The sequence below is a fragment of the Ureibacillus sp. FSL K6-0786 genome (assembly GCF_037965165.1).
GTDB classification, from domain to species: domain Bacteria; phylum Bacillota; class Bacilli; order Bacillales_A; family Planococcaceae; genus Ureibacillus; species Ureibacillus thermosphaericus.
The window spans coordinates 1,088,646-1,110,620 of the sequence record NZ_CP150191.1 but is presented as its reverse complement, the minus strand read 5'-3'; the positions used below and the strand labels follow the sequence as shown (position 1 = coordinate 1,110,620).

Below are 21,975 nucleotides of genomic sequence, written 5' to 3'. Positions count from 1 at the left end.
GAGGAAGAAAGATGAAGAAAATTTATTCGTACTTATTGATTGCATTATTAATACTAGTATTAGCTGCATGCAACAATAGTAATAACAACGAATCAGCTAATGAAGAAGAAACTGCTCAAACTGAAACAAAATCCGTTATTGATGAAATTAAAGAGCGCGGGGTACTACGTGTTGCAGTATTCAGCGATAAACCGCCATTTGGATATGTTGATGAAAAAGGCGAAAATCAAGGATATGATATTGTTTTAGCTAAACGCATTGCAAAAGATTTACTTGGTGATGAGTCAAAAATCGAATATGTGATTACTGAACCACAAGCTCGTGTTGACTTATTAAAATCGGATAAAGTAGATATCGTATTGGCAAACTTTACAGTTACACCAGAAAGAGCTGAGCAAGTAGATTTTGCACATCCTTATATGAAAGTAGCAATCGGTGTTGTATCATCTGAAAAATCGCCAATTTCTTCTGTGGAAGAATTAAAAGGAAAAACATTAATTGTGCCTAAAGGGACAACTGCAGAAACATTCTTCATGAAAAATTATCCGGAAGTAGAATTGGTGAAGTATGATCAAATTAATGAAGCATTTGAAGCGCTAAAAGATGGACGCGGTGATGCTTTAGCTCAAGATAACGCTTTACTATTTAGTTGGGCAAATAATAATCCAGGATTTACAGTAGCATTACCTACTTTAGGTGAATTGGATTATATCGCTCCAGCTGTTAAAAAAGGAAATACAGAATTATTAGAATGGTTAAATGAAGAAATTGAAAGTTTATATGAAGAAAAATTCTTTACAAAAGCATATGAAGAAACATTAAAACCTGCTTTCGGTGAAACAATCAAGGCTGATGCTGTAGTAGTTGAAAGTAAAGTTGAATAATGTTAAAAAATGCTTGCTGGAGTGTTTTATCCAGCAAGTTTTTAGTTCTATCAATAGTTTTCTAATTGTCAAATTTTATGAAAAAATCAAGATAGTTGATAAACCTAGTGCAAGTTTTATATGATAGCAATAAATAAAATCTAAGGAAAAAGAATTTACTAGCAAAGGGGTTCCTTTCCTTTCCTTCGAAAAAAAATAGGGTGGTGGATTCATTGAAATTAGATGAATGGTTAAACAATGGTGTACCAAACATCGCCAATTCATTGCTCGATGTTCATAAACAACACTTTCCAATTGAACAATCTATCGGCTTTGAAGGGCAAGAAAAGATTATTAAAATTTTGAAGAACTTCCGTAAAGTGTTATACCCTTGTTTTTGCGACACCTTTAAAGACGAATTGCGCATTGAGACAAACATTGGGAATCTATTAAGATCAACTGCACTAGATTTAAAAGATATCATTTCGAAAGTGCTCAAAAATAATGGAGAAAGCCAACCGGAAGTAAGAGCAGAAGAAATCGTTGTGGATTTACTCAACAAATTACCTGAAATTCGTGAAATTCTACAAACGGATATTCAAGCGGCTTACAATGGAGACCCTGCAGCTTTATCATTAGAAGAAATTTTATTCAGCTATCCATCCATTACAGCCATTACGATACATAGGATAGCTCACGAATTATACCAAGCAGGCGTTCCAATTATCCCAAGAATTATGTCAGAGCATGCTCATAGTTTAACAGGTATTGATATTCATCCAGGAGCAAAAATTGGCGAGTACTTCTTCATTGACCACGGAACAGGTGTGGTGATTGGAGAAACAAGCACAATTGGTAAAAATGTTAAAATCTATCAAGGTGTAACGATTGGGGCAAAAAGCTTCCCGTTAGATGAAAATGGAAACCCGATTAAAGGAATTAAACGTCACCCAGACATTGGGGATAATGTAGTGATTTACGCGGGAGCAACAATTCTAGGTGGAGATACGAAAATCGGACATGATTCCGTCATTGGCGGTAACATTTGGTTAACTCAATCCGTTCCACCATATTCAAGAATTTACAACTCCCAACCGCTTCCAAATATTAAGCAGAAAAAAGAATAGGATTGTCTATCCCTTAAGCAAACATGATTGCTTAAGGGTTTTTTATATCTTCATGTAGTCTTATGGTCTCAATATTCCAAAAACAAAAACGTGGAAAAAATTGATATTTTATTTGGATACGGGTACAATATTAGAACGAATGTTCTTATCTATCTTTTCAAAAGAATGGAGGCAATTTTTTATGTATGTAACAATTAAAGATTTTATAAGAGAATGGAATTGGGAGGCGAACTTAACGCAAAAGGTTTTGGAAGGGCTAACCGATGAGTCTCTAAAACAAAAAGTTTATCCGGAAGGGCGTACGCTCGGAAGAATTGTTTGGCATTTTACAACTAATATTCCGGAATATTTAGTGCATTTTGGTTTGAGAATGGAATTAGTCGAAAATGCAGATAAAGTTCCTGATTCGGCGAAGGAAATTGCGGATACTTTTAAAGAAGTGAGCGCTCGTGCAGCGAAAGTCATTCAAGAACAATGGACAGATGAATCACTGAAAGAAGTGCAAATTGCTTTTGGAAGAGAAGAAACAAATGCCCAAATATTAATGGGGCTTATTAAACACATTATTCATCATCGTGGACAAGCAACAGTACTAATGAGACAAGCAGGGCTAAAACCGTTTGGCGTTTATGGGCCGCCGAAAGAAGATTGGATTAATCTAGGAGTAGAGGAACCACCACTATAATTTCATAGGAGGATTTTAAGATGGTATTGAAAAAAATTTCACCAGAAGAATTGTTCCAAAGAATGCAGCAAGGTGAGCAACTCACGATTTTAGATGTTCGAGATCAAGAGAAATATAATACCTTCCATATTGAAGGGGAAAACATCCAATCACTTAATATCCATAAAACAGAGATTTTCGAGTTAGAAAATAATCAAGATAAAAACATATCAGCTTTACCTGAGAAAGGCGAAATCATTGTCACTTGCACAACAGGCAATTCTGCAACAAAATGTGCAAACATTCTATCCAAACATGATTATGATGTAGTTGTATTAGATGGGGGACTCACAGCTTGGAAGGATTATATAAAGAAGTAAGTCGTAAGACGTTTTAATGTTGTATAGTAGCTGTGGGTATTGGATTGGCTTTCTGAAAAGTTTGCTTTTTTGGTGGATTTACATTGAGGATAGAAGTTAATGTATCTGAAAGGAGGATATGCTATCCTGTCTTGGAAGCACTTTGGCAGGATAGTTTATTATTTTGGCGCGCCCATTTCATCTTTAGTATTACAAGATATCCGCTAAGAGTGAAATTGGCAATCAACCAAAAAAGGATATCGGGTCATGTGATAATAGTCAAAGTCATGACAATAATAGTCAAGCATAGAGGGATAATGGCCAAATTTGTGAGCATAATAGTCAATCGAAAAAAATCTACACTTGAAAAGAGAGATAATAGTCAGAATCGAGCTGATAATAGTCAAGCTCCGGAAGATAATAGTCAAACTTGCGAATATAATGGCCAATCGACAAAAAATGGCATTCGGGGCATGTGATAATAGTCAAAGTCATGATAATAATAGTCAATCATCAAGGGATAATGGCCAAACCTGTAAACATAATAGTCAATCGATTAATTTCATAATAGCCAAGTAAAAGAGCGAATGAGAAAGCTGATCTCTTCATCACTTTCTACATCCGCTCTATCACTTATATCAATTAATTCCCCAACGCTTGTAGTGGAGCTGGAATGCGTCCACCTCGGCGAATGATTTTTTCAGAGCTAAATGGATTTACTCCCATCACAGGTGCTCGTCCAAGCAGGCCGCCAAATTCCACCATTTCGCCTTCTTTTGCACCAGGCACAGGGATGACGCGAACGGCTGTTGTCTTTTTATTAATCATACCAATAGCCGCTTCATCTGCAATCATTGCAGAAATGGTACTAGCAGGTGCGTCTCCCGTAATGGCAATCATATCAAGCCCTACTGAACATACGCATGTCATCGCTTCTAACTTTGATAAGCTTAGAGCACCTTCTTCAATACCACGAATCATACCGTTATCTTCACTAACTGGGATGAAGGCACCGCTTAATCCCCCCACATAGGAAGAAGCCATCGCTCCGCCTTTTTTCACTGCATCGTTCATTAATGCAAGGGCGGCGATTGTGCCGTGTGTACCAACACGTTCCAAACCAATTTCTTCTAAGATTTCAGCAACACTGTCGTTCATCGCATTTGTTGGTGCCAGTGACAAATCCATAATGCCGAATGGGACCCCTAAGCGTTTTGCTACTTCTCGGCCAATTAATTCACCAGCGCGGGTAATTTTAAATGCGGTTTTCTTAATAATATCTGCCACTTCACCTAAGTCCGCATCTGGATAACGCTTTAGTGCATTCAACACAACTCCTGGTCCGGAAACTCCGACATTCAACACAACTTCTCCTTCACCGGATCCGAGGAAAGCTCCTGCCATAAACGGATTATCTTCTACAGGGTTGCAGAACACAACAAGCTTTGCACAGCCGAGACCCGATTTATCTTTTGTAAGCTCTGCTGTTTCTTTAATGATTTCACCTAATTGACGAACTGCATCCATATTGATGCCGGCTTTTGTTGTTCCAACAGAAACGGATGCACAAACTCGCTCCGTGACTGCTAGAGCTTCTGGTAGGGCATCAAATAATACTTGGTCTCCCTTCGCAATTCCTTTATGCACGAGGGCCGAAAATCCACCGATAAAGTCAATACCGAGGGTTACAGCAGCACGGTCTAATGTTTTGGCAAGTTCCACTGCTTGATCTTTTGTTGCATTGCCTAGAAGATCTGCAATTGGGGTCACGGCAATACGTTTATTAATAATAGGGATGCCGTATTCTTTCTCCACTTTTTCAGCTGTTGTCTTTAAATCTTTTGCGTAGTGAGTGATTTTATCATAAATTTTTTGATTCATTTTATCGAAATCGGAATTTGCACAGTCTCTGAGATTAATCCCCATCGTAACTGTACGGATATCCAAGTTTTCAGTTCGAACCATTCGGATGGTTTCCATCATTTCTTGAATTTCAAAATTCATATTTGCACGTCCTTTCACACACGATGCATTGCTTGGAAAATTTCTTCAAGTTGTACAGTAATGACAACGCCAATTGATTGACCAAGTTCATTAAGTTCTTGTTGTAGAGTTTCAAGATTAGGTAAATCGGTCACATCAATCACCATCATCATTGTGAAGAAATCTTGTAAAATCGTTTGGCTGATATCCAAAATGTTGATGTTTCGATCTGCAATCACAGTCGTTACTTTTGCGATAATGCCAACTTGATCTTTTCCAATGACACTTACAATTGCTTTTCTACGTTCACTCATTTGTTTCACCTCAATTGATGTAATAAAAAAAGAGATTGGCTTCCCAATCTCAAACACAAAAGAATAATAAGGTTTATCATTCTTCTGTCCTTTTGCCTGAGATTGTGAATCCTTCGGCGCCACAAAACGTGGTCTCTCCAGAAGCTGCTCCTGCGTGTAGTTTTACCCACAGCATTCATCGCTACACCTATTCAGTTCCAATACTAAAAGATACTAACACCTTTGGAACAATTGGTCAACAAAAAATATATTGAAATTTTTCATAAAAAGGAAAATTCAATCTATGATTCAAAATGTAGATTAAATGTTTTTTTCGTAAAGAAGAGGGAATATATGAAATAAAACATGAGATTCATAAATGGAAGGATTGACAAAAAAATAAGTGCATGATATATTTATCTCGAATTCAAAATAAATTAATTCGAAATAAATATTCATATATATCTTGAATTCAAAATAGGATAATATGGGAGGTATGAAAATGGCGAAGTGGGTTGTTGATAAATCACACTCAGAAATTAGTTTTGAAGTAAAGCATATGATGGTGTCAAAGGTGAGAGGGCATTTTGATTCTTATATGGCTGAAATTGAAGCGGAAGATTTAACGGATCTGACAACTGCTACAATTGCATTTACCTTTGATGTTGCGAGCATTAATACAAAATCAGAAGATCGCGATAATCATTTAAAATCTGCAGACTTTTTTGATGCGGAAAAATATCCAACAATTACGTTCCAATCCAAAGTGATTACGAAAACAGATGATAACGAATTTGAAGTGACAGGGGATTTAACAATTAAAGATGTAACAAAACCAGTCACATTCGAAGTGGAGTACAATGGTAAAGGGAAAAACCCTTGGGGCGTGGAAGTTTACGGATTCGAAGCGGAAGCAAAAATCAACCGTGAAGAATTCGGGCTTACATGGAACGCTGCCCTTGAAACAGGTGGCGTATTGGTAGGAAAAGACATTAAAATAAAAGCAGAATTAGAAGTGAACCCTGCAAGCTAATTAGTGGGGGAAGAAGAGGGTGTCTAGAAAGCGAAAACTTTCCAGACACCCTTACTTTTTGATAATAATTTTTCTTTTACCGAACATTACTCCGGCGGGAAACATATCTTCGTCGCAAAGGTGTTGACTCAAATAGAGAACTTTTATTAATTATGAAGGAAAGAAAAAGCTTATTGTTTTAAAATGATGCTCAAGCGAAAAAAAGCTTGTTGCACTCATGGCAACAAGCTTTTTGATTCTATTTTTTATTCAATACACTATGCGTCCTTCCATACACAAAATACACTAATAAACCAATAATCATCCAGATAAGACAAGTAAACATTGTGAATGTAGATAATTGGACGATCATGAAAATACAAAGGAGGCAAGAAAGAATTGGCACAATTGGGAACAATGGTACTTTAAATCCTTCTTTTAATCCATCAATTTTCATTTTTCTAATAAAGATAACGCCAATCGATACAGCAGCAAAAGCAATCAATGTACCGATATTCACAAGTTCTGCCAACTTATCAATCGGAATAAAACCAGCGAATAAAGATACAAATATTGCATAAATCCATGTATTTTTTAACGGGATTTTACGGCGAGGGTGAATTTCTGATAACACTTTTGGAAGCATTCCGTCACGAGCAAAGGAGTACACTAAGCGAGTACCTCCGTAAAGCATAACGAAAATCACCGTCATCATACTAATGACTGCTCCGAGCGAAATAACACCAAATACCCAATCAAGATTTTTCATTTCCATCGCATAAGCAACAGGATTTCCTACATTCAATTCTGTATATGGAACCATCCCTGTTAACACAAGGGAAACGGCTACATATAAAATTGTACAAATCACGAGCGTTCCGATAATTCCAATTGGCATGTTTCGCTGTGGATTTTTTACCTCTTCAGCAGCGGAAGATACCGCATCAAAACCTAAATAAGCAAAGATTACTAGTGCCGCTCCTGATAAAATCCCACCAAAACCAAATGGCATAAATGGTTGCCAGTTGTCAGGCTTCACATAAAACATTCCAACAAGAATAAAGAGTAAAATAATCCCTAGTTTAATGAAAACCATGATTTTATTTAATCGGTTAGACTCTTTCATTCCTAATGATAGGAAGGAAGCTAAAAGTAAAATAATTATAATGGCTGGTAAATTGATATATGTTCCGTTTGCTGGACTGAATGGACCTGATAATGCTTGCGGTACGTGAATGCCAAATCCTTCAACAAGAGATTGAAAGTAAGCAGACCAACCAGTTGCCACTGCTGCAACAGCTAAACCATACTCAAGCAAAAGACTCCATCCGATTATCCAAGCGATTAGCTCGCCAAAAATCACATAGGAATATGTATAGGCACTACCAGCTACTGGAATCGATGAAGACAATTCCGAATAACATAAGGCTGAAAAAGCGCATACAATTGCTGCCAAAATAAATGAGAAAACGATGGCAGGACCTGCATGAACAGCAGCTACAGTACCTGGTAAAATGAAAATCCCTGTTCCGACAACTGCTCCAACACCAAGAGCGATTAAATCAAATGAATTCATTGTTTTATTAAACTGTGATGTGCCTTTTTGATTCAATAATTCGCTTAAAGATAATTTTCGAAATAATTGATTTTTCATAGCTCATTCCATCCTATTTTGATATAATAATTTATTTATTGGTGATTTTTATTACTTAAAAATAAAATCGAATAAAGTATAGCACTTTTTCGCGTTGAAGTGTTGAAGAATCAAAAAGTTATAATTTTTAATTAATTAACAAATTTCTGATTATTATATCAATTTTTATTATTGTAATATAACAATATAAATTATTCCCATCCTTATTAAGTTGTCCTACATTTTAAAAACATATTCAAAGCATGTGAAGCATATCTAGTAAGGCTCTCTCATACAATGGGGAAAGTGTAATTAACTTGATAGAACATTATTAGAAAAGGGAGAATCAAAATATGAACATATTTATATGGATGGGGATATTTTTATTGCTATTTGGCGTTTATTTTTCAAAATGGACAGCCTTCGCACTAATTATTTCCATTGTCGGATGCACGGTCATTTTTGGGGGATTTATCTTAAAAGAACGGCAAAAAATAATGAAAAAAAGCCATTAAAACAATGGCTCCAAGTTTAATCGATAAATAATAAAACGTTCTTGCCAATTTTTTTCGTGCAATGTAGGAATGGGAATTTCCATTACTTTTTCAAAAGGAGTGTAATGATTTATATAATCGATGTAGTCATTTGATGGATAGTATAAAATTACGTCCACAGGTCGCTTTTTCTCTTCGATTGAGAGCATGATATGATGTAGCACTTTCATAAATATCTGCAAGGAAAAAGGGTTGAAAAAATAAAATTTATTTTCTGTCGGTTGAATTGGGTAATCTTGAGCGAAACAGCGGAGAAACTGGATTTTATCTTCCTTTTTTTTAAACTTCTTGCAATATCGTTCTCGGTTTTTCATTGCTTCTTTTATGAATTGCTCGTTCATGTCGATACCCAAGACAGACGCATTTGTTTTGTAGTGGAGGAAAATGCTTAATCTCCCTAATCCACAGCCAAAATCGACAATGGAGTCGTTCTCGTTGATTTGATAATTTTTTAGCAATTCTTCTAAGGCAGAATAAGGAGTGGGTTCATAGCGATTATAATGAATGGATTGATAGATACCGTTATTCGATCCACAAGTTTCAATATGGAGGAAGCGATCATATTCTGTTTCGTTCATCATTATTCTCCCATCTTTATAAGGTGTTTTTTAGTATATCGAAGAGGTGAAAAGGTGTACATCCTTTTAGTTGGTTTGTCAAAGTTTATTCACGATGAAAAGAGTAGAACATAGTATAATATAATTAATTAACGGTTTACATAGTGAAGGAGTGCGCACATGTTCAAAAAATTATTCGGTCGAAAAAGTGAACCTTTCAAACATAGAGTTGAATTTTGTGTATCGAACAAGGCTTATTGCCATCCAGATGTATACGATGAGTTGGAACAGAGAGAAGATGTAATAGTGGAAGATACAGGGTGTAATTCCTATTGTGAAATTTGCGACGGTCATTATTATGCCCTTGTTAATGGCGAGCCAATTTCAGCAGACAACGCAAAAGAGTTATTAGAAAAAATCGATGAAGAAATCAAGTTGAATCCGATTGAGTGAAGAGCCGCAATTTGAAGAAGCAAACAGGTGGTTTACAGTTTTCTTCGATGAATACAGAATTCCTCTAGAAGTAACAGTTCAACCGTTTTTGCATATATCAAAAGTGAACGAATCTTCTGCAACGGAGGGAAGGAAATGGGTTATTATCCCATGGGTTATGGATTTGAGCAGATCTTAATCAATATTTTATATTATTTAGGTGTCTTCATTATTATTGCAACAATTGTTTGTGTCATTTACGGCTTCATATACAGTTTGATATTCGGGGCGGGCGTTTAAGGAATTTCCTTAAGCGTTTTTTTATTTGATCGAAAAATGACAATCACATGACGATTTTCGTAAAATCCTATTTTTATAGAAAAGATGTTATACAATAAAGATGTAAACGGAATACATCTTTAAGTTCAGCAAACTGTTTGGAGGAATAGTTTATGGAACAAAATGAAAAAGCAGAACGTCTAAAAAATATGTTAGATGGAGAATTACAACCATTGCATGAAAAAATTGATCGGCTTGAAGATGAAGTGAAATCCTTGCAAGAAGACATAAAAAGCCTAATGAAGTTGCTTTCATCAAAGGAATAATTTTTCCGACTTTACACAAATTATAGCTACAACTTTAACCTCATAACCTCTCTTTTCTAAAAGGCTGTCCGTAAAGACCGTTAGCGGTTTGCGGTTCAGCTTTTTTTAAGCCATTTTCTCTCTTGTAATGAAATACAAGCTATTCTTCCCCCAAGTCAATTTCATTCTCATATGCAAGATGTGTTTTCTCCCAGAAACGAAAATTCCTATCAATTTATTGAATTTTTTCTCCTCACAAACAATAGTATATATCTAAGCATTTTCGTTTTATCTCGCACAGAAAAGCTAGTTCATCTTCTTTCAATAAATTTATTCAACATTCACCTTTTGTTAATTTTTACGTTACTATAAGGTGGAAATCCAATAAAATATGCTCTGCAAATAAAATTAGAGAAATTATGACATAATTTCAACAAATTTATAAAAATTATTCATTTTAATTATTACTTTTTAACCTTAATTATTGCTTTTTGTTAATATGATATTATAAAAACAGTAAAAAATTAGTGTTATTTCCAAGAGCGCTTAAGTATGGATAATAGAAAAATGGTATTTTTTGGATAATTTTCGTTTTCTGTAAAGGAGCATTAATGATTTATGGATGATAAAACAAATGTTTCGTTCAATGTTGAACAGCAAATTGACATACAAAGTTTGGCTGAAGAATTGAAAGAATTAAAAGAACTGAAATATGCATTAGATAAATCCTCTATTGTCGCTATTACGGATGCACAAGGAAGAATTACATATGTCAATGAATTATTTTGTGAAATTGCCCAATATTCTCGAGAAGAATTAATAGGGAAGACTCACCGTGTCATCAATTCTGGTTTTCATTCAAAAGAATTTTTTAAACAAATGTGGAGTGAAATAGGGAAGGGGAACATATGGAGAGGCGAAATAAAAAATAAAAAGAAAGATGGCTCTTATTATTGGGTCCATGCGACTATTGTTCCTTTTTTAAATGAGAAAGGAAAACCATATAAATATCTCTCCATTCGAACAGATATTACGAAAGAAAAAGAATTGGAAGAAGAACTAGAACGAAGCTACAAAAAATATGAGTTAATCGCCGAACATTCCGACAACTTTGTAGCGTTAGTTGATGCAGATGGTGCTTTTCATTACGTCTCTCCAACATTCCAAATACTACTACATTATGATTTAAAATCATTAGAAAAACAAAATTTATTTAATTTAATTCACTTGGAAGATTCAGAACTGTTAAAAAAGGAAATCCAAAAATTATTGAATATGTCCAGAGGGAAATCTTCGCGTAAGTTGGAGTTTCGATTGCTCCATGGTGATGGAAGATACATTGATGTGGAAGCGACGATTAAAATCGTTCATGATGATGAAAATCCGTTAAACAATTTAGTATTAATTGTCATGAGCGACATAAGTGTTCGTAAAGAAGTAGAGCAGAATCTTTATCGCTTAGCCTATCACGATAGTTTAACAAATTTCCCTAATCGTCCAACTTTTATGAATGAGCTTCGATCGTATGTTATGGATGTTCGATTAACGAATAAAAAATTTTCTATCTTATTCATTGACTTAGATAATTTTAAATTAATCAATGAACAACTTGGGCATGATAATGGGGATTTAGTCATTGTGAAAGCTGCTGAAAACATTCGAGAATCGATTCGAGAGATCGATTTAGTGGCTCGAATGGGCGGTGATGAGTTTATTGTACTGTTGCGTGATATTAAAGACGAACAAGATACTATTAACATAGTGAATAACATAATTGAGAAGTTTCAAAAACCCATTGTTGTAAACGGAAAGGACCATGTATTGACTTGCAGTATTGGAGTGGCTTCATATCCTGAACATGGCACAACACCGGAAGAGCTTATTAAAAACGCAGATTCTGCTTTAACTCAAGTAAAACAAAACAGTAAAAACAATTATGCTGTTTACAATAAAAAATTGGAGAATATGTCCTTAGAGCGACGCATAATTGAGAATGCTATGCGAAAAGGATTAAACGAACATCAATTCTTTTTAGAATATCAACCAAAATTCAATATTCATAGTGATGAGATTGTCGGTATGGAAGCGTTGGTTCGATGGAATCATCCAGATTTAGGAACAATTCCTCCAGGGAAATTTATTTCTCTTGCTGAAGAAACAGGCTTAATTATTCCATTAGGGGAATGGATTTTAAATGAAAGCTGCAAACAAGCAAAAGAGTGGCAAGAAAAAGGTTTCGGGCAGTTAATTGTATCTGTCAACGTTTCGGTTCGTCAATTGCAAGATCCAAAATTCGTTCAACAGGTAGAGCGAGTGTTGAAGGAGACCGGATTTAATCCGAAATTGCTTGAGTTGGAAGTGACGGAAAGTATTTTTGCAGATTTAAATTGCATAACTCCGATATTGAAACGCCTTCGCAGTCTTGGAATTCATATCTCGGTGGATGATTTTGGCACGGGATATAGCTCATTAAGCTATATTAAGCATCTTCCAATTGACACGTTAAAGGTAGATGCTTCATTCGTTAAGGATATTCATAAAAATGAGGAGAGTAAGGCCATTGTAAGAGCAATTATTAATTTGGCAGAAACAATTGGGTTAAAAGTAATTGCGGAAGGGATAGAAATTGAAGAGCAAGTGAGAGCGCTTCGCAATGATGGTTGTATCTTTGGACAAGGCTATTTTTATAGCCGTCCATTGAGAAAAGAAGCATTTGAAGAATATATCCGTAGTAAAGGTTTTATTACATCTTAATCAAGTAATATAGTTTGATTGTACAAAATTTGTCCTGCGATATCTTTAATCGCAGGATTTTTTTTGCGTTTTCATCTTTGTTTTATATGAAAATAATTTTGTCTTACTTTATAAGAATAAAGAAACTGAAATATTAATAGAAATTCTCTGTTAAAATACTATTTTATAAAAATAGTTCATCAAATAGCATTTCTATATAAAATTTAGTTAGTTTTTTCTAAATATTCTTTTAACAATTGTTAAAAAAAGTATTATACTATTTTAATAACAGAAAAATTTTTCTGAATATTCAACAAAATATTGGAGGCTTTACTATGACAGAAATAACAGTAGAATTAACAGACAAACCGAAAGAAAAGCCAGCTCCGGACGAACTTGGCTTTGGACATTATTTTACTGATCACATGTTTATAATGGATTATACAGAAGGGAAAGGATGGCACGACCCCCGCATTGTACCTTATCAAAAAATTTGTCTAGAGCCATCCAGTATGGTATTCCATTATGGCCAAACAGTGTTTGAAGGTTTAAAAGCGTATCGTACACCAGATGGAGAAGTTCAGTTATTCCGCCCGGATGCAAACTTTAGACGATTAAATCATTCCAATGAACGATTAGTCATCCCACCAGTGGATGAAGATCTTGCATTAGAAGCGCTAAAAAAATTAGTGGATATTGACCGGGATTGGGTACCGGATGCACCAGGAACTTCTTTATACATCCGTCCATTCATCATTGCAACTGAGCCGTTTTTAGGTGTACATCCTGCTAAAAACTATTTGTTTATGATTATCTTGTCTCCAAGCGGTTCTTATTATAAAGAAGGCATTAATCCATTAAAAATTATGGTAGAAGAGCGATATGTTCGTGCAGTAGTGGGTGGAACAGGTGAAGTAAAAACAGGTGGTAACTATGCAAGCTCCTTAATTGGACAAATTAACGCTGAAAAAGAAGGTTACTCTCAAACATTATGGTTGGACGGTGTTGAAAAACGCTATATTGAAGAAGTAGGGAGTATGAACATCTTCTTCAAAATTGATGGTAAAGTCATTACGCCAGCGCTTACAGGAAGCATCTTACCTGGTATTACGCGTGATTCGATGATTAAAGTATTACAATCTAAAAATATTCCAGTAGAAGAACGACGCATTTCAATTGATGAAGTAGTGGAGGCTGCTCAAAACGGAACGCTCGAAGAAGTATTTGGGACAGGCACTGCCGCGGTGATTTCACCAGTAGGGGAATTAAAATATTTAGACCATCGCATCATCATAAATGATGGAAAAATCGGCGAAGTATCTCAAATGCTCTATGATACGTTAACGGGCATCCAATACGGAAGAATTGAAGATCCATTCGGATGGACTGTACGCGTATAATTTAATTTAATTTTACTCGCACCTTTCGCTAAGGTGCGAGTTTTTCAGTTTTCATCTTGTGCATTTTCAACGGTAAATATATTGAGGAGTTTGACTAATATCCTTTGAGATTTGACTATAAAGTTCTAGCATTTGACTATTATCGTTCCTTGGGGGAACCGATTTTATTCGGTTGGCAAATATATTGAAGTGTTTGACTAATATCTTTTGGGATTTGACTATAAAGTTCCAACCTTTGACTATTATAGTTCCTTACGAGAGCCGATTTTGTTTGGTCGGCAAATATATTGAGGAGTTTGACTATTATCCATTGAGATTTGACTATAAAGTTCTAGACTTTGACTATTATCGTTCCTTGGGGGAGTAGATTTTTTTCGGTTGGCAATTATATTGCAGACTTTGACTAATATCGGATGAAGAATGGCTATTATTGTCGCTGCTTTGACTATTATCTCTTATAACAAGTAAGGCAAATTTTATAAAAGAAAGGGGATTGTCTAAAATGCCAACGATACCTATTTATCAAATAGATGCATTTACAAGTGAACCATTTAAAGGGAATCCAGCAGCGGTCGTTCCTCTTGAGAATTGGCTTTCAGATGAAATAATGCAACAAATTGCGGCGGAAAATAATTTATCAGAAACAGCTTTTGTCGTTCATCAACAAAATGAAGAATACGAGTTACGTTGGTTCACACCGAAAACTGAAATCGATTTGTGTGGACATGCTACATTAGCAACAGCATTTGTCGTTTTTCAATATCTTAACCGGTCCATGACACAAGTAAAATTCCATACAAAAAGCGGTATCTTAACCGTGACAAAGAATGGTTCCTTGTTAACGATGTCGTTTCCATCTCGGGAAGGGCAGCCTTGTGAAATTCCAGAAGCTCTTGTGAAAGGTTTAGGCAAAAGACCGAAAGAGGTGTATGTAGCTAGGGACTATTTAGCGGTGTTTGATACAGAAGAAGAGATTCGAAATATAAATATCAATGTGGAAGAATTAAAGAAATTAGATGCTTTCGGCGTAATTGTGACTGCGAAGGGGAAAGAGGTTGATTTCGTTTCTCGATTTTTTGCACCAAAGGCTGGAATAGATGAAGATCCGGTGACAGGTTCCGCCCATTGCACATTGGTTCCTTATTGGAAAAGAGTTTTAAAGAAAGGGGAGTTCACAGCGTTGCAATTGTCCTCCCGTGGAGGAAAACTTTTGTGTAAAGATGTAGGAGATGAAATTCAAATATCCGGCGAAGCGGTTGTTTATTTAGAGGGGAAAATATTTATTTGATGGAAGAAGGTTATTAGGATGCAAAGGGGGAAAAAACCCCCTTTTCCAGTTAGATATTTTGAAAACGGCCATTCATATGGAATACTAGAACGGCACTTGCCTTATACTTGAATTCTTTCTTTTCCACTTACCTTATGATTTATCATGAGAGGAATCAATAAATATAACGCATACGCAAAAGACATCCATGCAGTAAATGCAATAACTTGCGAATCATCTAATTTCGGAAAAACGATATGATGAAAGGATAACGAAAATGTATCTAATACTAAACCAATCATAGTACCGATTAATCCAAACTTTAATGGTGCATTATTGGTCTTATCAAAGATATGATAAACATAAGTTACACCCCACAATAAAGCTGCAGTTCCAACTAATAATAGGATAGTGCTAATCAAAAACTTACTCGTACTTGGGCTAAAGAGAACATATTCACCGAAAAATCTGAAAAATAATGTGGCAAATAACCAAACTGCCAACCCCCACATAGCTGTGAAGAAGTAATTTTTCATTATTTCCCCTCCATACCTTTCAAATGACTAAGCCCATTAATGAAATGCTCGAGTTCTTTGTATATTTGATCAATAGGCAAGTCTTTTTGTAATAATGCTTGCAATGCCAATCCATCCACTACAGCATTTAATAAAATCCCCCATGTTTCAAAAGAAACGCCTTTTATTGGTGATTCCATCCACAAGTTTGATAATTTCTCGGACAGAGTTTTATTTTCTAACTGGATGATTTCGCCAAGTTTACTTCTTATCTCATCGTTGTTAAAACTGGAAGCAACCAATGAAATAAATAATTTATGGAAAAACGATTCATATGAACAACGACTTTTTGCTGATGCAATCGCTTGCTCCATCATATTTTCTTTATTCTCCGCTATTTCCCGCCAGCTGTTGTCACAAATGTCCTGAACAATATCAATTAACAATTGTTCCTTCGTTCTAAAATGGTAGTAAATTGTGCCTTGTGTTACACCTGCCGTCTCAGCCACTGCTCTTAAGGTGAAATTTTCAATCCCTTTATTCACTAAACATTCCTTCGCATATTTAATCAGTTCACTTTTACTGATACCATTAGGTTTTGCCATTTCATCACCCCATCTTAGTTATTCAACTAACTAACTTAACATTATAATAACAACGAATATAAAACATGACAATCAACTTGTTAAATATTTTGCTTATCAATTTATATACGTATATCTTTAAGAGGGATAATTCTTTATGTATATCATTCCTGAAAATTACAACTAAACACCCAAAAATAAATACTAAAGTTGGAATTAGCATTCCTATATCGAAAGCAATTAATAGAACGGATAAACCCATTAATACTCCTCCAATATAAGAAATCCAATTCCACATTGATTTGTCCCCCTTTCATTATTGATTTTACAATAAATCCCTAAAAATCCAGAACTCATACAATTTCATCCTAGGAGTAGTTTATTGTTTTTTCGATTGAAATAGTAGGCAGTAAAAATCTATAATTACTAAAAGTTTACATGAAGGTGATAAAGTGAAATTTCGTTTGTTCATTATAGTATTAGCAACTCTAATATTAGCTGCTTGTAACAATCAAGTGACAAAGAGTAATACGATTAAGCAAAAAAATTAATCCGATGAAGAACGTAACAGGTTAATGGCAGCAGTTGGGGGAAAGATTTTTCATTATGAATACAAAGCGGAAAAGGAAAAATTATTGCGGGTATGGGTGGAACGTTATGAATACGGAAATTTAGTTGAGCAGGTTGGAGACATCGGGGGAATCATTGAAAATGAAGAGGGAGAAATTCTCGTTTATTTTCTAGAAAATCTTGAGTGGGAACACTATTATTTGCGTAGTGCAATTATCAATGAAACAGGTCATTTATGTCGAGTAGCCATATTTCCAAACCGGGTGAAACATTAGAAGCGGGATCTTGGAGTTCGATTGTCAGTGATAAGGTTCCTCTGACAGAGGATGTAGTATTAGGGTATATGGGACTTTTTGAAGCACATGACGGGAGCTCGATAAGTGTCCGTACTAGTCAATCACCTCCTCAAGAATTGGTTGAGGAGAATACACATATTCCTGTACTTTACCTCATTCGAGCTTCATTAACGGATGATACCGACTTGGACGTCGAGTAGGAAGGTGGAATGATGATGAAGCGTTCGGAAAAAACATTAAGAGTTTGTGAGAAGGGTCATCGATATTATAAAAGCAGTGATTGCAACACTTGTCCAACTTGTGAAGCAGAACGAAAACCAACAGAGGGTTTCTTAGCTGGATTTTCCGCCCCGGCAAGAAGAGCACTTGAAAGCCAGGGGATTACAACTGTTGAAGAACTTTCGAAATATACGGAGAAAGAAATCATGTCCCTTCATGGCATTGGTAAAACTGCGCTTCAGAAAATGAAAGAGGCTTTAGATGAAGCGGGATTAAGTTTTAGTAAGGAATAATTTTAATCTTGAAATCTTTTCCATTTGCCGTCATAAATAAATGAACACTCTCTAATATCGGGCTTTATTTTAAAATTTTTTCTCATCGTCGACTTCACAAACAATTGCATTCGATGAAATTTCCGCATGGTCGTTACTTTTCATTATTATTGCTGCTTCAATTGCCTTCTAAAAATTCAGAAAGGGGAGTAAAAAATGGATATCAATCAATTAAAAAAAGCAATTTCAAATCTCAGCGAGCAGGAAGTCAAAAGTTTATTACATTTGATTATGATCCGTTCTGAACATATTGATGAAGACTTCCCAGAATTTATGCAATCCTTGAAAAACGCCCTTATTAAAAGAGAAAAAACACCGAACATGAAAAATCCTGAAACCATCCATATAGTATTCGGTGCTTCTGCAGCTGGTGGTTTGAAACACGCTTTTAAAGATCAACAAACAGAGGAAATCATCGAATTACCGGATTATTTTGCAGAAGGTCCATTGAAACATTATCATACCCCAGAAGGTTTCGAACAACGTTATCAATGGTTTAAAGAAAACTATCAGTGGGATTCAGAGCATGCAGAGTGGTACAAATTTAAAATGAAAGAAGCGTTTGAAAAAATTCAATCGATTAACCCTGAGCAGCGAGTGGTGATTTGGACTTCTTCAAATGCAAGTGAACAAACAGGATTACGCCTAGTGCTTTATTTATTGAAAGAAAAAACAAATGCGGTATATAAAATCAATACGTATGAAGCTTATCACAAACTTTACAAAGGAAAAGAAGAAGATTTTCCTCGCCATACGGGAGAATTAAATATTGAACAGTTGCGTGCATGTTACGAACTTGTAAAAATGAAGGAATTGACGGTAGAAATGCGCCATTCTTTAGCAAAAGAAGGGGAACAATTATTCACTTCCGAGTCGATTTTACGAACGTATAAAAATGGGCAAATTTTGAGCGCTGAAAGTAATCGGGATGACGAGTTCATCATTGAAAAATTGAAGGAGATTCATGAAACGCAAGGGAAAAAGGATTTCCTTAAAGCTGCTAGATTAATTGGAGAAGTTCTTGGTCATATGCAGCAGCATACGAGCTATGAATGGCTTGAGTACCGCTTGCGCCAATTAATTGCCGAAGGGAAAGTAGAATATCAAGGCGAACTCCGAGGCATGAGATATTATGAGGTCAAATTGAAGGAAGCGCTTGTTGGTTAAAGCATGTTTATACATGCTTTTATTATTATAGGGTGGCGTTATTTTATTGCTCTTCATTGTATGAATTTGTGATGATGCAAGTATTTAGCGGTAAACCGCAAGTAATTATCAAGTGTTTGAATAAAGTTCAGTTCATTTTATCGCTCAGATTCATTTAATGAATTTAAGTATCTCCGCAAACAATAACAAGAGGAGGAGGGCAAAATGAAATCAGCGGTCTTTTTAGATCGAGATGGCGTTATTAATGAAGTGCTTACAGAGAGAGTAAAATTCGTAAATAAACCAAAAGATCTTTACTTTTTACCGGGCGTACCGGAAGCTATTCGAAAACTAAATGAACATTTTGATTATATTTTCGTGGTGACGAACCAAGGAGGCGTTGGGCTTGGATTTATGAGAGAAATCCAGCTTCAAAAGGTTCATGAGCATATGGTGAATGAATTGAAAAAACAAGGGGCAATTATACATGATGTTGTCTATTGTCCACATAAACCGAAAGCTGGATGTGCCTGTCGCAAACCAGGTTCTAAAATGATTGAAGATTTGGCTGAAAAATATAACGTGGACCTGCCCAAATCTTACATGGTGGGGGATACGGATACAGATATCCTAGCAGGGAAAAATGCAGGTACAAAGACGGTTTTTATTGGAGACGAGGAACCTTTAGCCGATGCAACCTTTCCGAATTTATTGACTGCAGTCGATTGGATAATCAAGGATTCAAAATTGCATTAATATGAGAGATGCGAATATTTTATTGAAAGCTGCAAGTAAATGGGCGCATGTCGCAAGTATTTGATTAATTGCCAAACTACCTTCGCTCGATACCGCATGAATTTGTTCATCACATATCCTAAATGCGAAGAAAGTATAAACCGCCACTTACTTGCAAAAATAAAAAAGAAAAAAGGAACGATTCAAATGCAATTAAAACCTGGATGGAATTTCCATAACAGTTATGCAACATTACCACCCATTTTCTATACACAACTAAACCCTACACCAGTAGCATTTCCCAAGCTGGTTGTTTTCAATGAATCTCTTGCTGAAGAATTGAATTTGAATAGTGATGCACTGCAGACAGAAGAAGGGGTTGCTACATTTGCGGGTAACAAAATACCGGAAGGAGCGGAACCGCTCGCTCAAGCTTATGCAGGGCATCAATTCGGTTATTTCACTATGTTGGGCGATGGACGAGCCATTCTTTTGGGAGAGCATGTGAATACTCAGAATCAGCGCTTTGATATACAGCTAAAAGGTTCGGGAAGAACGCCATATTCCCGCGGCGGTGATGGACGAGCAGCTCTTGGACCAATGCTTCGAGAGTACATTATTAGTGAAGCGATGCATGCCCTTGGGATTCCTACAACGAGAAGTTTAGCCGTTATCACAACAGGGGAAACGGTCATTCGAGAACAACTGCTTCCAGGTGCTATTTTAACAAGAGTGGCTTCAAGCCATATCCGCGTTGGAACTTTTGAATTTGCACGAAAATTTGGTTCAAAAGAAGACTTACAAGCTCTTTGCGACTATACTATTGAAAGACATTATCCTCATCTTGCAAAAGAAAAGAATCCATATCTGCAGTTATTAAAAGAAGTCATCGAAAAGCAAGCAGCACTTATTGCTAAGTGGCAACTCGTCGGCTTTGTCCATGGTGTGATGAATACTGATAACATGACCGTTAGCGGGGAGACCATTGATTACGGGCCATGCGCTTTTATGGATCTTTATCATCCTGAAACAGTTTTTAGTTCGATTGATACTTACGGTCGCTATGCTTATGGAAATCAACCCAAAATTGGAGGATGGAACTTAGCAAGGTTTGCCGAGGCACTTATTCCGCTGCTTGATGAAAATAAAGAGAAGGCGGTCAGACTGGCAAAAGAAGCCATAGAAACTTACCCAGACCTTTACGTATTTTATTATCTCGACGGTATGCGTAAAAAATTAGGGCTCCTTAATGAAGAAGCGGAAGATGAAGCACTCATACAAGATTTACTTCAATTAATGGAAACACATAAACAAGATTATACAAATACGTTTAGAGCGTTAACTTTGCAAAAATTCGAAGAACCATTTTTCCAAACTCCAGAATTTCAAGATTGGTACCAACGTTATCAAGCTCGCTTAAAACGCCAAAATTCTATAGATATTATGCAAATGATGAAGCAACATAACCCTTCTGTGATTCCTCGAAACCACCGGGTAGAAGAAGCAATCGAAGCAGCGGTGGAGCGAGGAGACTTCACCGTTATGAAAAAATTGCTATCGATTATCACGAATCCTTATGCATATTCAGCGGAACAAGAGGAATACTGTACATTGCCTGAATATCCAGATGAACCGTATATTACCTATTGCGGTACGTAAAACTCGCAAAGAATGGAGGAACTCAAATGGAAAAAATCGAAGTTGGCGAAGTGTTTACCATCGGGGATGACGAACAAGAAGAGGAAGTTGAAGTTGTTGCAACGCTGACAGTAGATGGACAAGATTATGTCGCAGTTGCCTTTACAGATGATTTACATGAAGAGAATGAAGAGGATATCGAAGTCTTTTTCTTGAAAGTGGATGATGAGGGAGACTTCGACGTGATTGAATCCGATGAAGAATTCGATAAAGTGTCAGAAGCCTTTGATCAAATGATGGATGAAATGGATGAAGAGTAATATGTTTACGGGAGCAAGATTTACAGGCTCCCGTTTTTTTCATCTATAGAAATAATAATCAAATATTTATGATTATTGCAGCCCTCCATATTGGCAAGCAGATTTTAAGCATTTCTAAATTATGTTAGATTTATAGAAAGAAAATGAAAAAGGGGACTT

At 35.9% G+C, this 21,975-nt stretch carries 24 protein-coding genes and 1 riboswitch; of the genes, 18 read left to right on the top strand and 6 right to left on the bottom strand.

The window, feature by feature from the left end:
- The first annotated feature begins 11 nt into the window (after positions 1-11).
- The 4 genes from NSQ18_RS05385 to NSQ18_RS05370 all read left to right on the top strand — a co-directional run bounded on the left by NSQ18_RS05385 (position 12) and on the right by NSQ18_RS05370 (position 3,034).
- A complete protein-coding gene (locus NSQ18_RS05385) occupies positions 12-884 on the top strand; it encodes a cysteine ABC transporter substrate-binding protein (protein ID WP_096550230.1) in 873 nt (290 codons plus the stop codon).
- A gap of 212 nt (positions 885-1,096) precedes the next feature.
- Entirely contained in the window at positions 1,097-1,990 is an 894-nt protein-coding gene (epsC, locus tag NSQ18_RS05380; protein ID WP_016837392.1) for a serine O-acetyltransferase EpsC, read from the top strand.
- Positions 1,991-2,171: 181 nt separating this feature from the next.
- Entirely contained in the window at positions 2,172-2,675 is a 504-nt protein-coding gene (locus tag NSQ18_RS05375) for a DinB family protein (RefSeq protein ID WP_016837391.1), read from the top strand.
- A 20-nt stretch (positions 2,676-2,695) separates the two neighbouring features.
- Positions 2,696-3,034: a rhodanese-like domain-containing protein gene (locus NSQ18_RS05370; RefSeq protein WP_016837390.1), complete on the top strand. Its 339-nt coding sequence runs from the start codon at positions 2,696-2,698 to the stop codon at positions 3,032-3,034.
- A 621-nt stretch (positions 3,035-3,655) separates the two neighbouring features.
- Here NSQ18_RS05370 and NSQ18_RS05365 read toward each other — a convergent pair.
- Positions 3,656-5,017, bottom strand: a complete 1,362-nt coding sequence (locus NSQ18_RS05365) for a PFL family protein (protein WP_016837388.1) — start codon at positions 5,015-5,017, stop codon at positions 3,656-3,658.
- Between the two features lie 14 nt (positions 5,018-5,031).
- Positions 5,032-5,310, bottom strand: coding sequence for an ACT domain-containing protein (locus NSQ18_RS05360; protein WP_026018995.1), 279 nt, complete (start codon positions 5,308-5,310; stop codon positions 5,032-5,034).
- 74 nt (positions 5,311-5,384) lie between these two features.
- Positions 5,385-5,461: riboswitch (glycine riboswitch) on the bottom strand.
- A gap of 330 nt (positions 5,462-5,791) precedes the next feature.
- On the opposite strand from NSQ18_RS05360, the gene NSQ18_RS05355 reads away from it, so the two are divergent.
- Positions 5,792-6,322: a YceI family protein gene (locus NSQ18_RS05355; RefSeq protein WP_339289326.1), complete on the top strand. Its 531-nt coding sequence runs from the start codon at positions 5,792-5,794 to the stop codon at positions 6,320-6,322.
- A gap of 238 nt (positions 6,323-6,560) precedes the next feature.
- On the opposite strand, the gene NSQ18_RS05350 is transcribed toward NSQ18_RS05355, so the two are convergent.
- The gene (locus NSQ18_RS05350) at positions 6,561-7,955 is read right to left on the bottom strand and encodes an amino acid permease (protein WP_016837385.1); all 1,395 of its coding nucleotides are present in this window, start codon (positions 7,953-7,955) and stop codon (positions 6,561-6,563) included.
- Positions 7,956-8,287: 332 nt separating this feature from the next.
- Between NSQ18_RS05350 and NSQ18_RS05345 the strand changes: the two genes are divergently transcribed.
- Complete coding sequence (locus NSQ18_RS05345; RefSeq protein WP_157782643.1) at positions 8,288-8,449, top strand: hypothetical protein; 162 nt, start codon at positions 8,288-8,290, stop codon at positions 8,447-8,449.
- On the opposite strand, the gene NSQ18_RS05340 is transcribed toward NSQ18_RS05345, so the two are convergent.
- On the bottom strand, positions 8,446-9,066 hold the full coding sequence (locus NSQ18_RS05340; RefSeq protein WP_339289606.1) for a class I SAM-dependent methyltransferase: 621 nt from the start codon (positions 9,064-9,066) through the stop codon (positions 8,446-8,448). The two genes, NSQ18_RS05345 and NSQ18_RS05340, sit on opposite strands and share 4 nt — an antisense overlap.
- A 159-nt stretch (positions 9,067-9,225) precedes the next feature.
- Here NSQ18_RS05340 and NSQ18_RS05335 point away from each other — a divergent pair, with 159 nt between their 5' ends.
- The 6 genes from NSQ18_RS05335 (at position 9,226) to NSQ18_RS05310 (ending at position 15,482) form a co-directional block, all read left to right on the top strand.
- Positions 9,226-9,498, top strand: coding sequence for a DUF1450 domain-containing protein (locus tag NSQ18_RS05335; protein ID WP_016837382.1), 273 nt, complete (start codon positions 9,226-9,228; stop codon positions 9,496-9,498).
- 135 nt (positions 9,499-9,633) lie between these two features.
- Complete coding sequence (locus NSQ18_RS05330) at positions 9,634-9,777, top strand: hypothetical protein (RefSeq protein WP_016837381.1); 144 nt, start codon at positions 9,634-9,636, stop codon at positions 9,775-9,777.
- A 152-nt stretch (positions 9,778-9,929) separates the two neighbouring features.
- A complete protein-coding gene (locus tag NSQ18_RS05325) occupies positions 9,930-10,082 on the top strand; it encodes a hypothetical protein (RefSeq protein WP_016837380.1) in 153 nt (50 codons plus the stop codon).
- A 597-nt stretch (positions 10,083-10,679) separates the two neighbouring features.
- Positions 10,680-12,815 carry an EAL domain-containing protein gene (locus NSQ18_RS05320; RefSeq protein WP_339289324.1) on the top strand — a complete coding sequence of 712 codons (2,136 nt, stop codon included), beginning with the start codon at positions 10,680-10,682 and terminating at the stop codon, positions 12,813-12,815.
- A 314-nt stretch (positions 12,816-13,129) separates the two neighbouring features.
- Positions 13,130-14,194, top strand: coding sequence for a branched-chain amino acid aminotransferase (locus NSQ18_RS05315; protein ID WP_168411850.1), 1,065 nt, complete (start codon positions 13,130-13,132; stop codon positions 14,192-14,194).
- A 502-nt stretch (positions 14,195-14,696) separates the two neighbouring features.
- Complete coding sequence (locus tag NSQ18_RS05310; RefSeq protein WP_339289322.1) at positions 14,697-15,482, top strand: PhzF family phenazine biosynthesis protein; 786 nt, start codon at positions 14,697-14,699, stop codon at positions 15,480-15,482.
- 101 nt (positions 15,483-15,583) lie between these two features.
- Here NSQ18_RS05310 and NSQ18_RS05305 read toward each other — a convergent pair whose 3' ends face one another.
- Complete coding sequence (locus NSQ18_RS05305) at positions 15,584-15,997, bottom strand: DUF5367 family protein (RefSeq protein WP_168411846.1); 414 nt, start codon at positions 15,995-15,997, stop codon at positions 15,584-15,586.
- A complete protein-coding gene (locus NSQ18_RS05300; protein ID WP_016837375.1) occupies positions 15,997-16,581 on the bottom strand; it encodes a TetR/AcrR family transcriptional regulator in 585 nt (194 codons plus the stop codon). The genes NSQ18_RS05305 and NSQ18_RS05300 overlap by 1 nt, the downstream gene beginning before the upstream one ends.
- A 554-nt stretch (positions 16,582-17,135) precedes the next feature.
- Between NSQ18_RS05300 and NSQ18_RS05295 the strand changes: the two genes are divergently transcribed.
- From NSQ18_RS05295 to NSQ18_RS05270, 6 genes are all read left to right on the top strand, one after another.
- Positions 17,136-17,405, top strand: coding sequence for a hypothetical protein (locus NSQ18_RS05295; RefSeq protein WP_339289319.1), 270 nt, complete (start codon positions 17,136-17,138; stop codon positions 17,403-17,405).
- 233 nt (positions 17,406-17,638) lie between these two features.
- Positions 17,639-17,938 carry an RNA polymerase alpha subunit C-terminal domain-containing protein gene (locus tag NSQ18_RS05290; RefSeq protein ID WP_100216176.1) on the top strand — a complete coding sequence of 100 codons (300 nt, stop codon included), beginning with the start codon at positions 17,639-17,641 and terminating at the stop codon, positions 17,936-17,938.
- 195 nt (positions 17,939-18,133) lie between these two features.
- Positions 18,134-19,144: a DUF1835 domain-containing protein gene (locus tag NSQ18_RS05285; protein WP_016837371.1), complete on the top strand. Its 1,011-nt coding sequence runs from the start codon at positions 18,134-18,136 to the stop codon at positions 19,142-19,144.
- Between the two features lie 204 nt (positions 19,145-19,348).
- Complete coding sequence (locus NSQ18_RS05280) at positions 19,349-19,879, top strand: HAD family hydrolase (protein ID WP_208651701.1); 531 nt, start codon at positions 19,349-19,351, stop codon at positions 19,877-19,879.
- 186 nt (positions 19,880-20,065) lie between these two features.
- A complete protein-coding gene (locus NSQ18_RS05275; protein WP_339289604.1) occupies positions 20,066-21,517 on the top strand; it encodes a YdiU family protein in 1,452 nt (483 codons plus the stop codon).
- A gap of 26 nt (positions 21,518-21,543) precedes the next feature.
- A complete protein-coding gene (locus tag NSQ18_RS05270) occupies positions 21,544-21,816 on the top strand; it encodes a DUF1292 domain-containing protein (RefSeq protein WP_016837368.1) in 273 nt (90 codons plus the stop codon).
- Positions 21,817-21,975 lie beyond the last annotated feature (159 nt).

Coding starts and splice junctions, on each gene's coding strand:
- NSQ18_RS05385 (WP_096550230.1), top strand. CDS start 12: ATGAAGAAAATTTATTCGTACTTATTGATTGCATTATTAATACTAGTA.
- NSQ18_RS05375 (WP_016837391.1), top strand. CDS start 2,172: ATGTATGTAACAATTAAAGATTTTATAAGAGAATGGAATTGGGAGGCG.
- NSQ18_RS05370 (WP_016837390.1), top strand. CDS start 2,696: ATGGTATTGAAAAAAATTTCACCAGAAGAATTGTTCCAAAGAATGCAG.
- NSQ18_RS05365 (WP_016837388.1), bottom strand. CDS start 5,017: ATGAATTTTGAAATTCAAGAAATGATGGAAACCATCCGAATGGTTCGA.
- NSQ18_RS05360 (WP_026018995.1), bottom strand. CDS start 5,310: ATGAGTGAACGTAGAAAAGCAATTGTAAGTGTCATTGGAAAAGATCAA.
- NSQ18_RS05355 (WP_339289326.1), top strand. CDS start 5,792: ATGGCGAAGTGGGTTGTTGATAAATCACACTCAGAAATTAGTTTTGAA.
- NSQ18_RS05350 (WP_016837385.1), bottom strand. CDS start 7,955: ATGAAAAATCAATTATTTCGAAAATTATCTTTAAGCGAATTATTGAAT.
- NSQ18_RS05345 (WP_157782643.1), top strand. CDS start 8,288: ATGAACATATTTATATGGATGGGGATATTTTTATTGCTATTTGGCGTT.
- NSQ18_RS05340 (WP_339289606.1), bottom strand. CDS start 9,066: ATGAACGAAACAGAATATGATCGCTTCCTCCATATTGAAACTTGTGGA.
- NSQ18_RS05335 (WP_016837382.1), top strand. CDS start 9,226: ATGTTCAAAAAATTATTCGGTCGAAAAAGTGAACCTTTCAAACATAGA.
- NSQ18_RS05330 (WP_016837381.1), top strand. CDS start 9,634: ATGGGTTATTATCCCATGGGTTATGGATTTGAGCAGATCTTAATCAAT.
- NSQ18_RS05325 (WP_016837380.1), top strand. CDS start 9,930: ATGGAACAAAATGAAAAAGCAGAACGTCTAAAAAATATGTTAGATGGA.
- NSQ18_RS05320 (WP_339289324.1), top strand. CDS start 10,680: ATGGATGATAAAACAAATGTTTCGTTCAATGTTGAACAGCAAATTGAC.
- NSQ18_RS05315 (WP_168411850.1), top strand. CDS start 13,130: ATGACAGAAATAACAGTAGAATTAACAGACAAACCGAAAGAAAAGCCA.
- NSQ18_RS05310 (WP_339289322.1), top strand. CDS start 14,697: ATGCCAACGATACCTATTTATCAAATAGATGCATTTACAAGTGAACCA.
- NSQ18_RS05305 (WP_168411846.1), bottom strand. CDS start 15,997: ATGAAAAATTACTTCTTCACAGCTATGTGGGGGTTGGCAGTTTGGTTA.
- NSQ18_RS05300 (WP_016837375.1), bottom strand. CDS start 16,581: ATGGCAAAACCTAATGGTATCAGTAAAAGTGAACTGATTAAATATGCG.
- NSQ18_RS05295 (WP_339289319.1), top strand. CDS start 17,136: ATGGCAGCAGTTGGGGGAAAGATTTTTCATTATGAATACAAAGCGGAA.
- NSQ18_RS05290 (WP_100216176.1), top strand. CDS start 17,639: ATGATGAAGCGTTCGGAAAAAACATTAAGAGTTTGTGAGAAGGGTCAT.
- NSQ18_RS05285 (WP_016837371.1), top strand. CDS start 18,134: ATGGATATCAATCAATTAAAAAAAGCAATTTCAAATCTCAGCGAGCAG.
- NSQ18_RS05280 (WP_208651701.1), top strand. CDS start 19,349: ATGAAATCAGCGGTCTTTTTAGATCGAGATGGCGTTATTAATGAAGTG.
- NSQ18_RS05275 (WP_339289604.1), top strand. CDS start 20,066: ATGCAATTAAAACCTGGATGGAATTTCCATAACAGTTATGCAACATTA.
- NSQ18_RS05270 (WP_016837368.1), top strand. CDS start 21,544: ATGGAAAAAATCGAAGTTGGCGAAGTGTTTACCATCGGGGATGACGAA.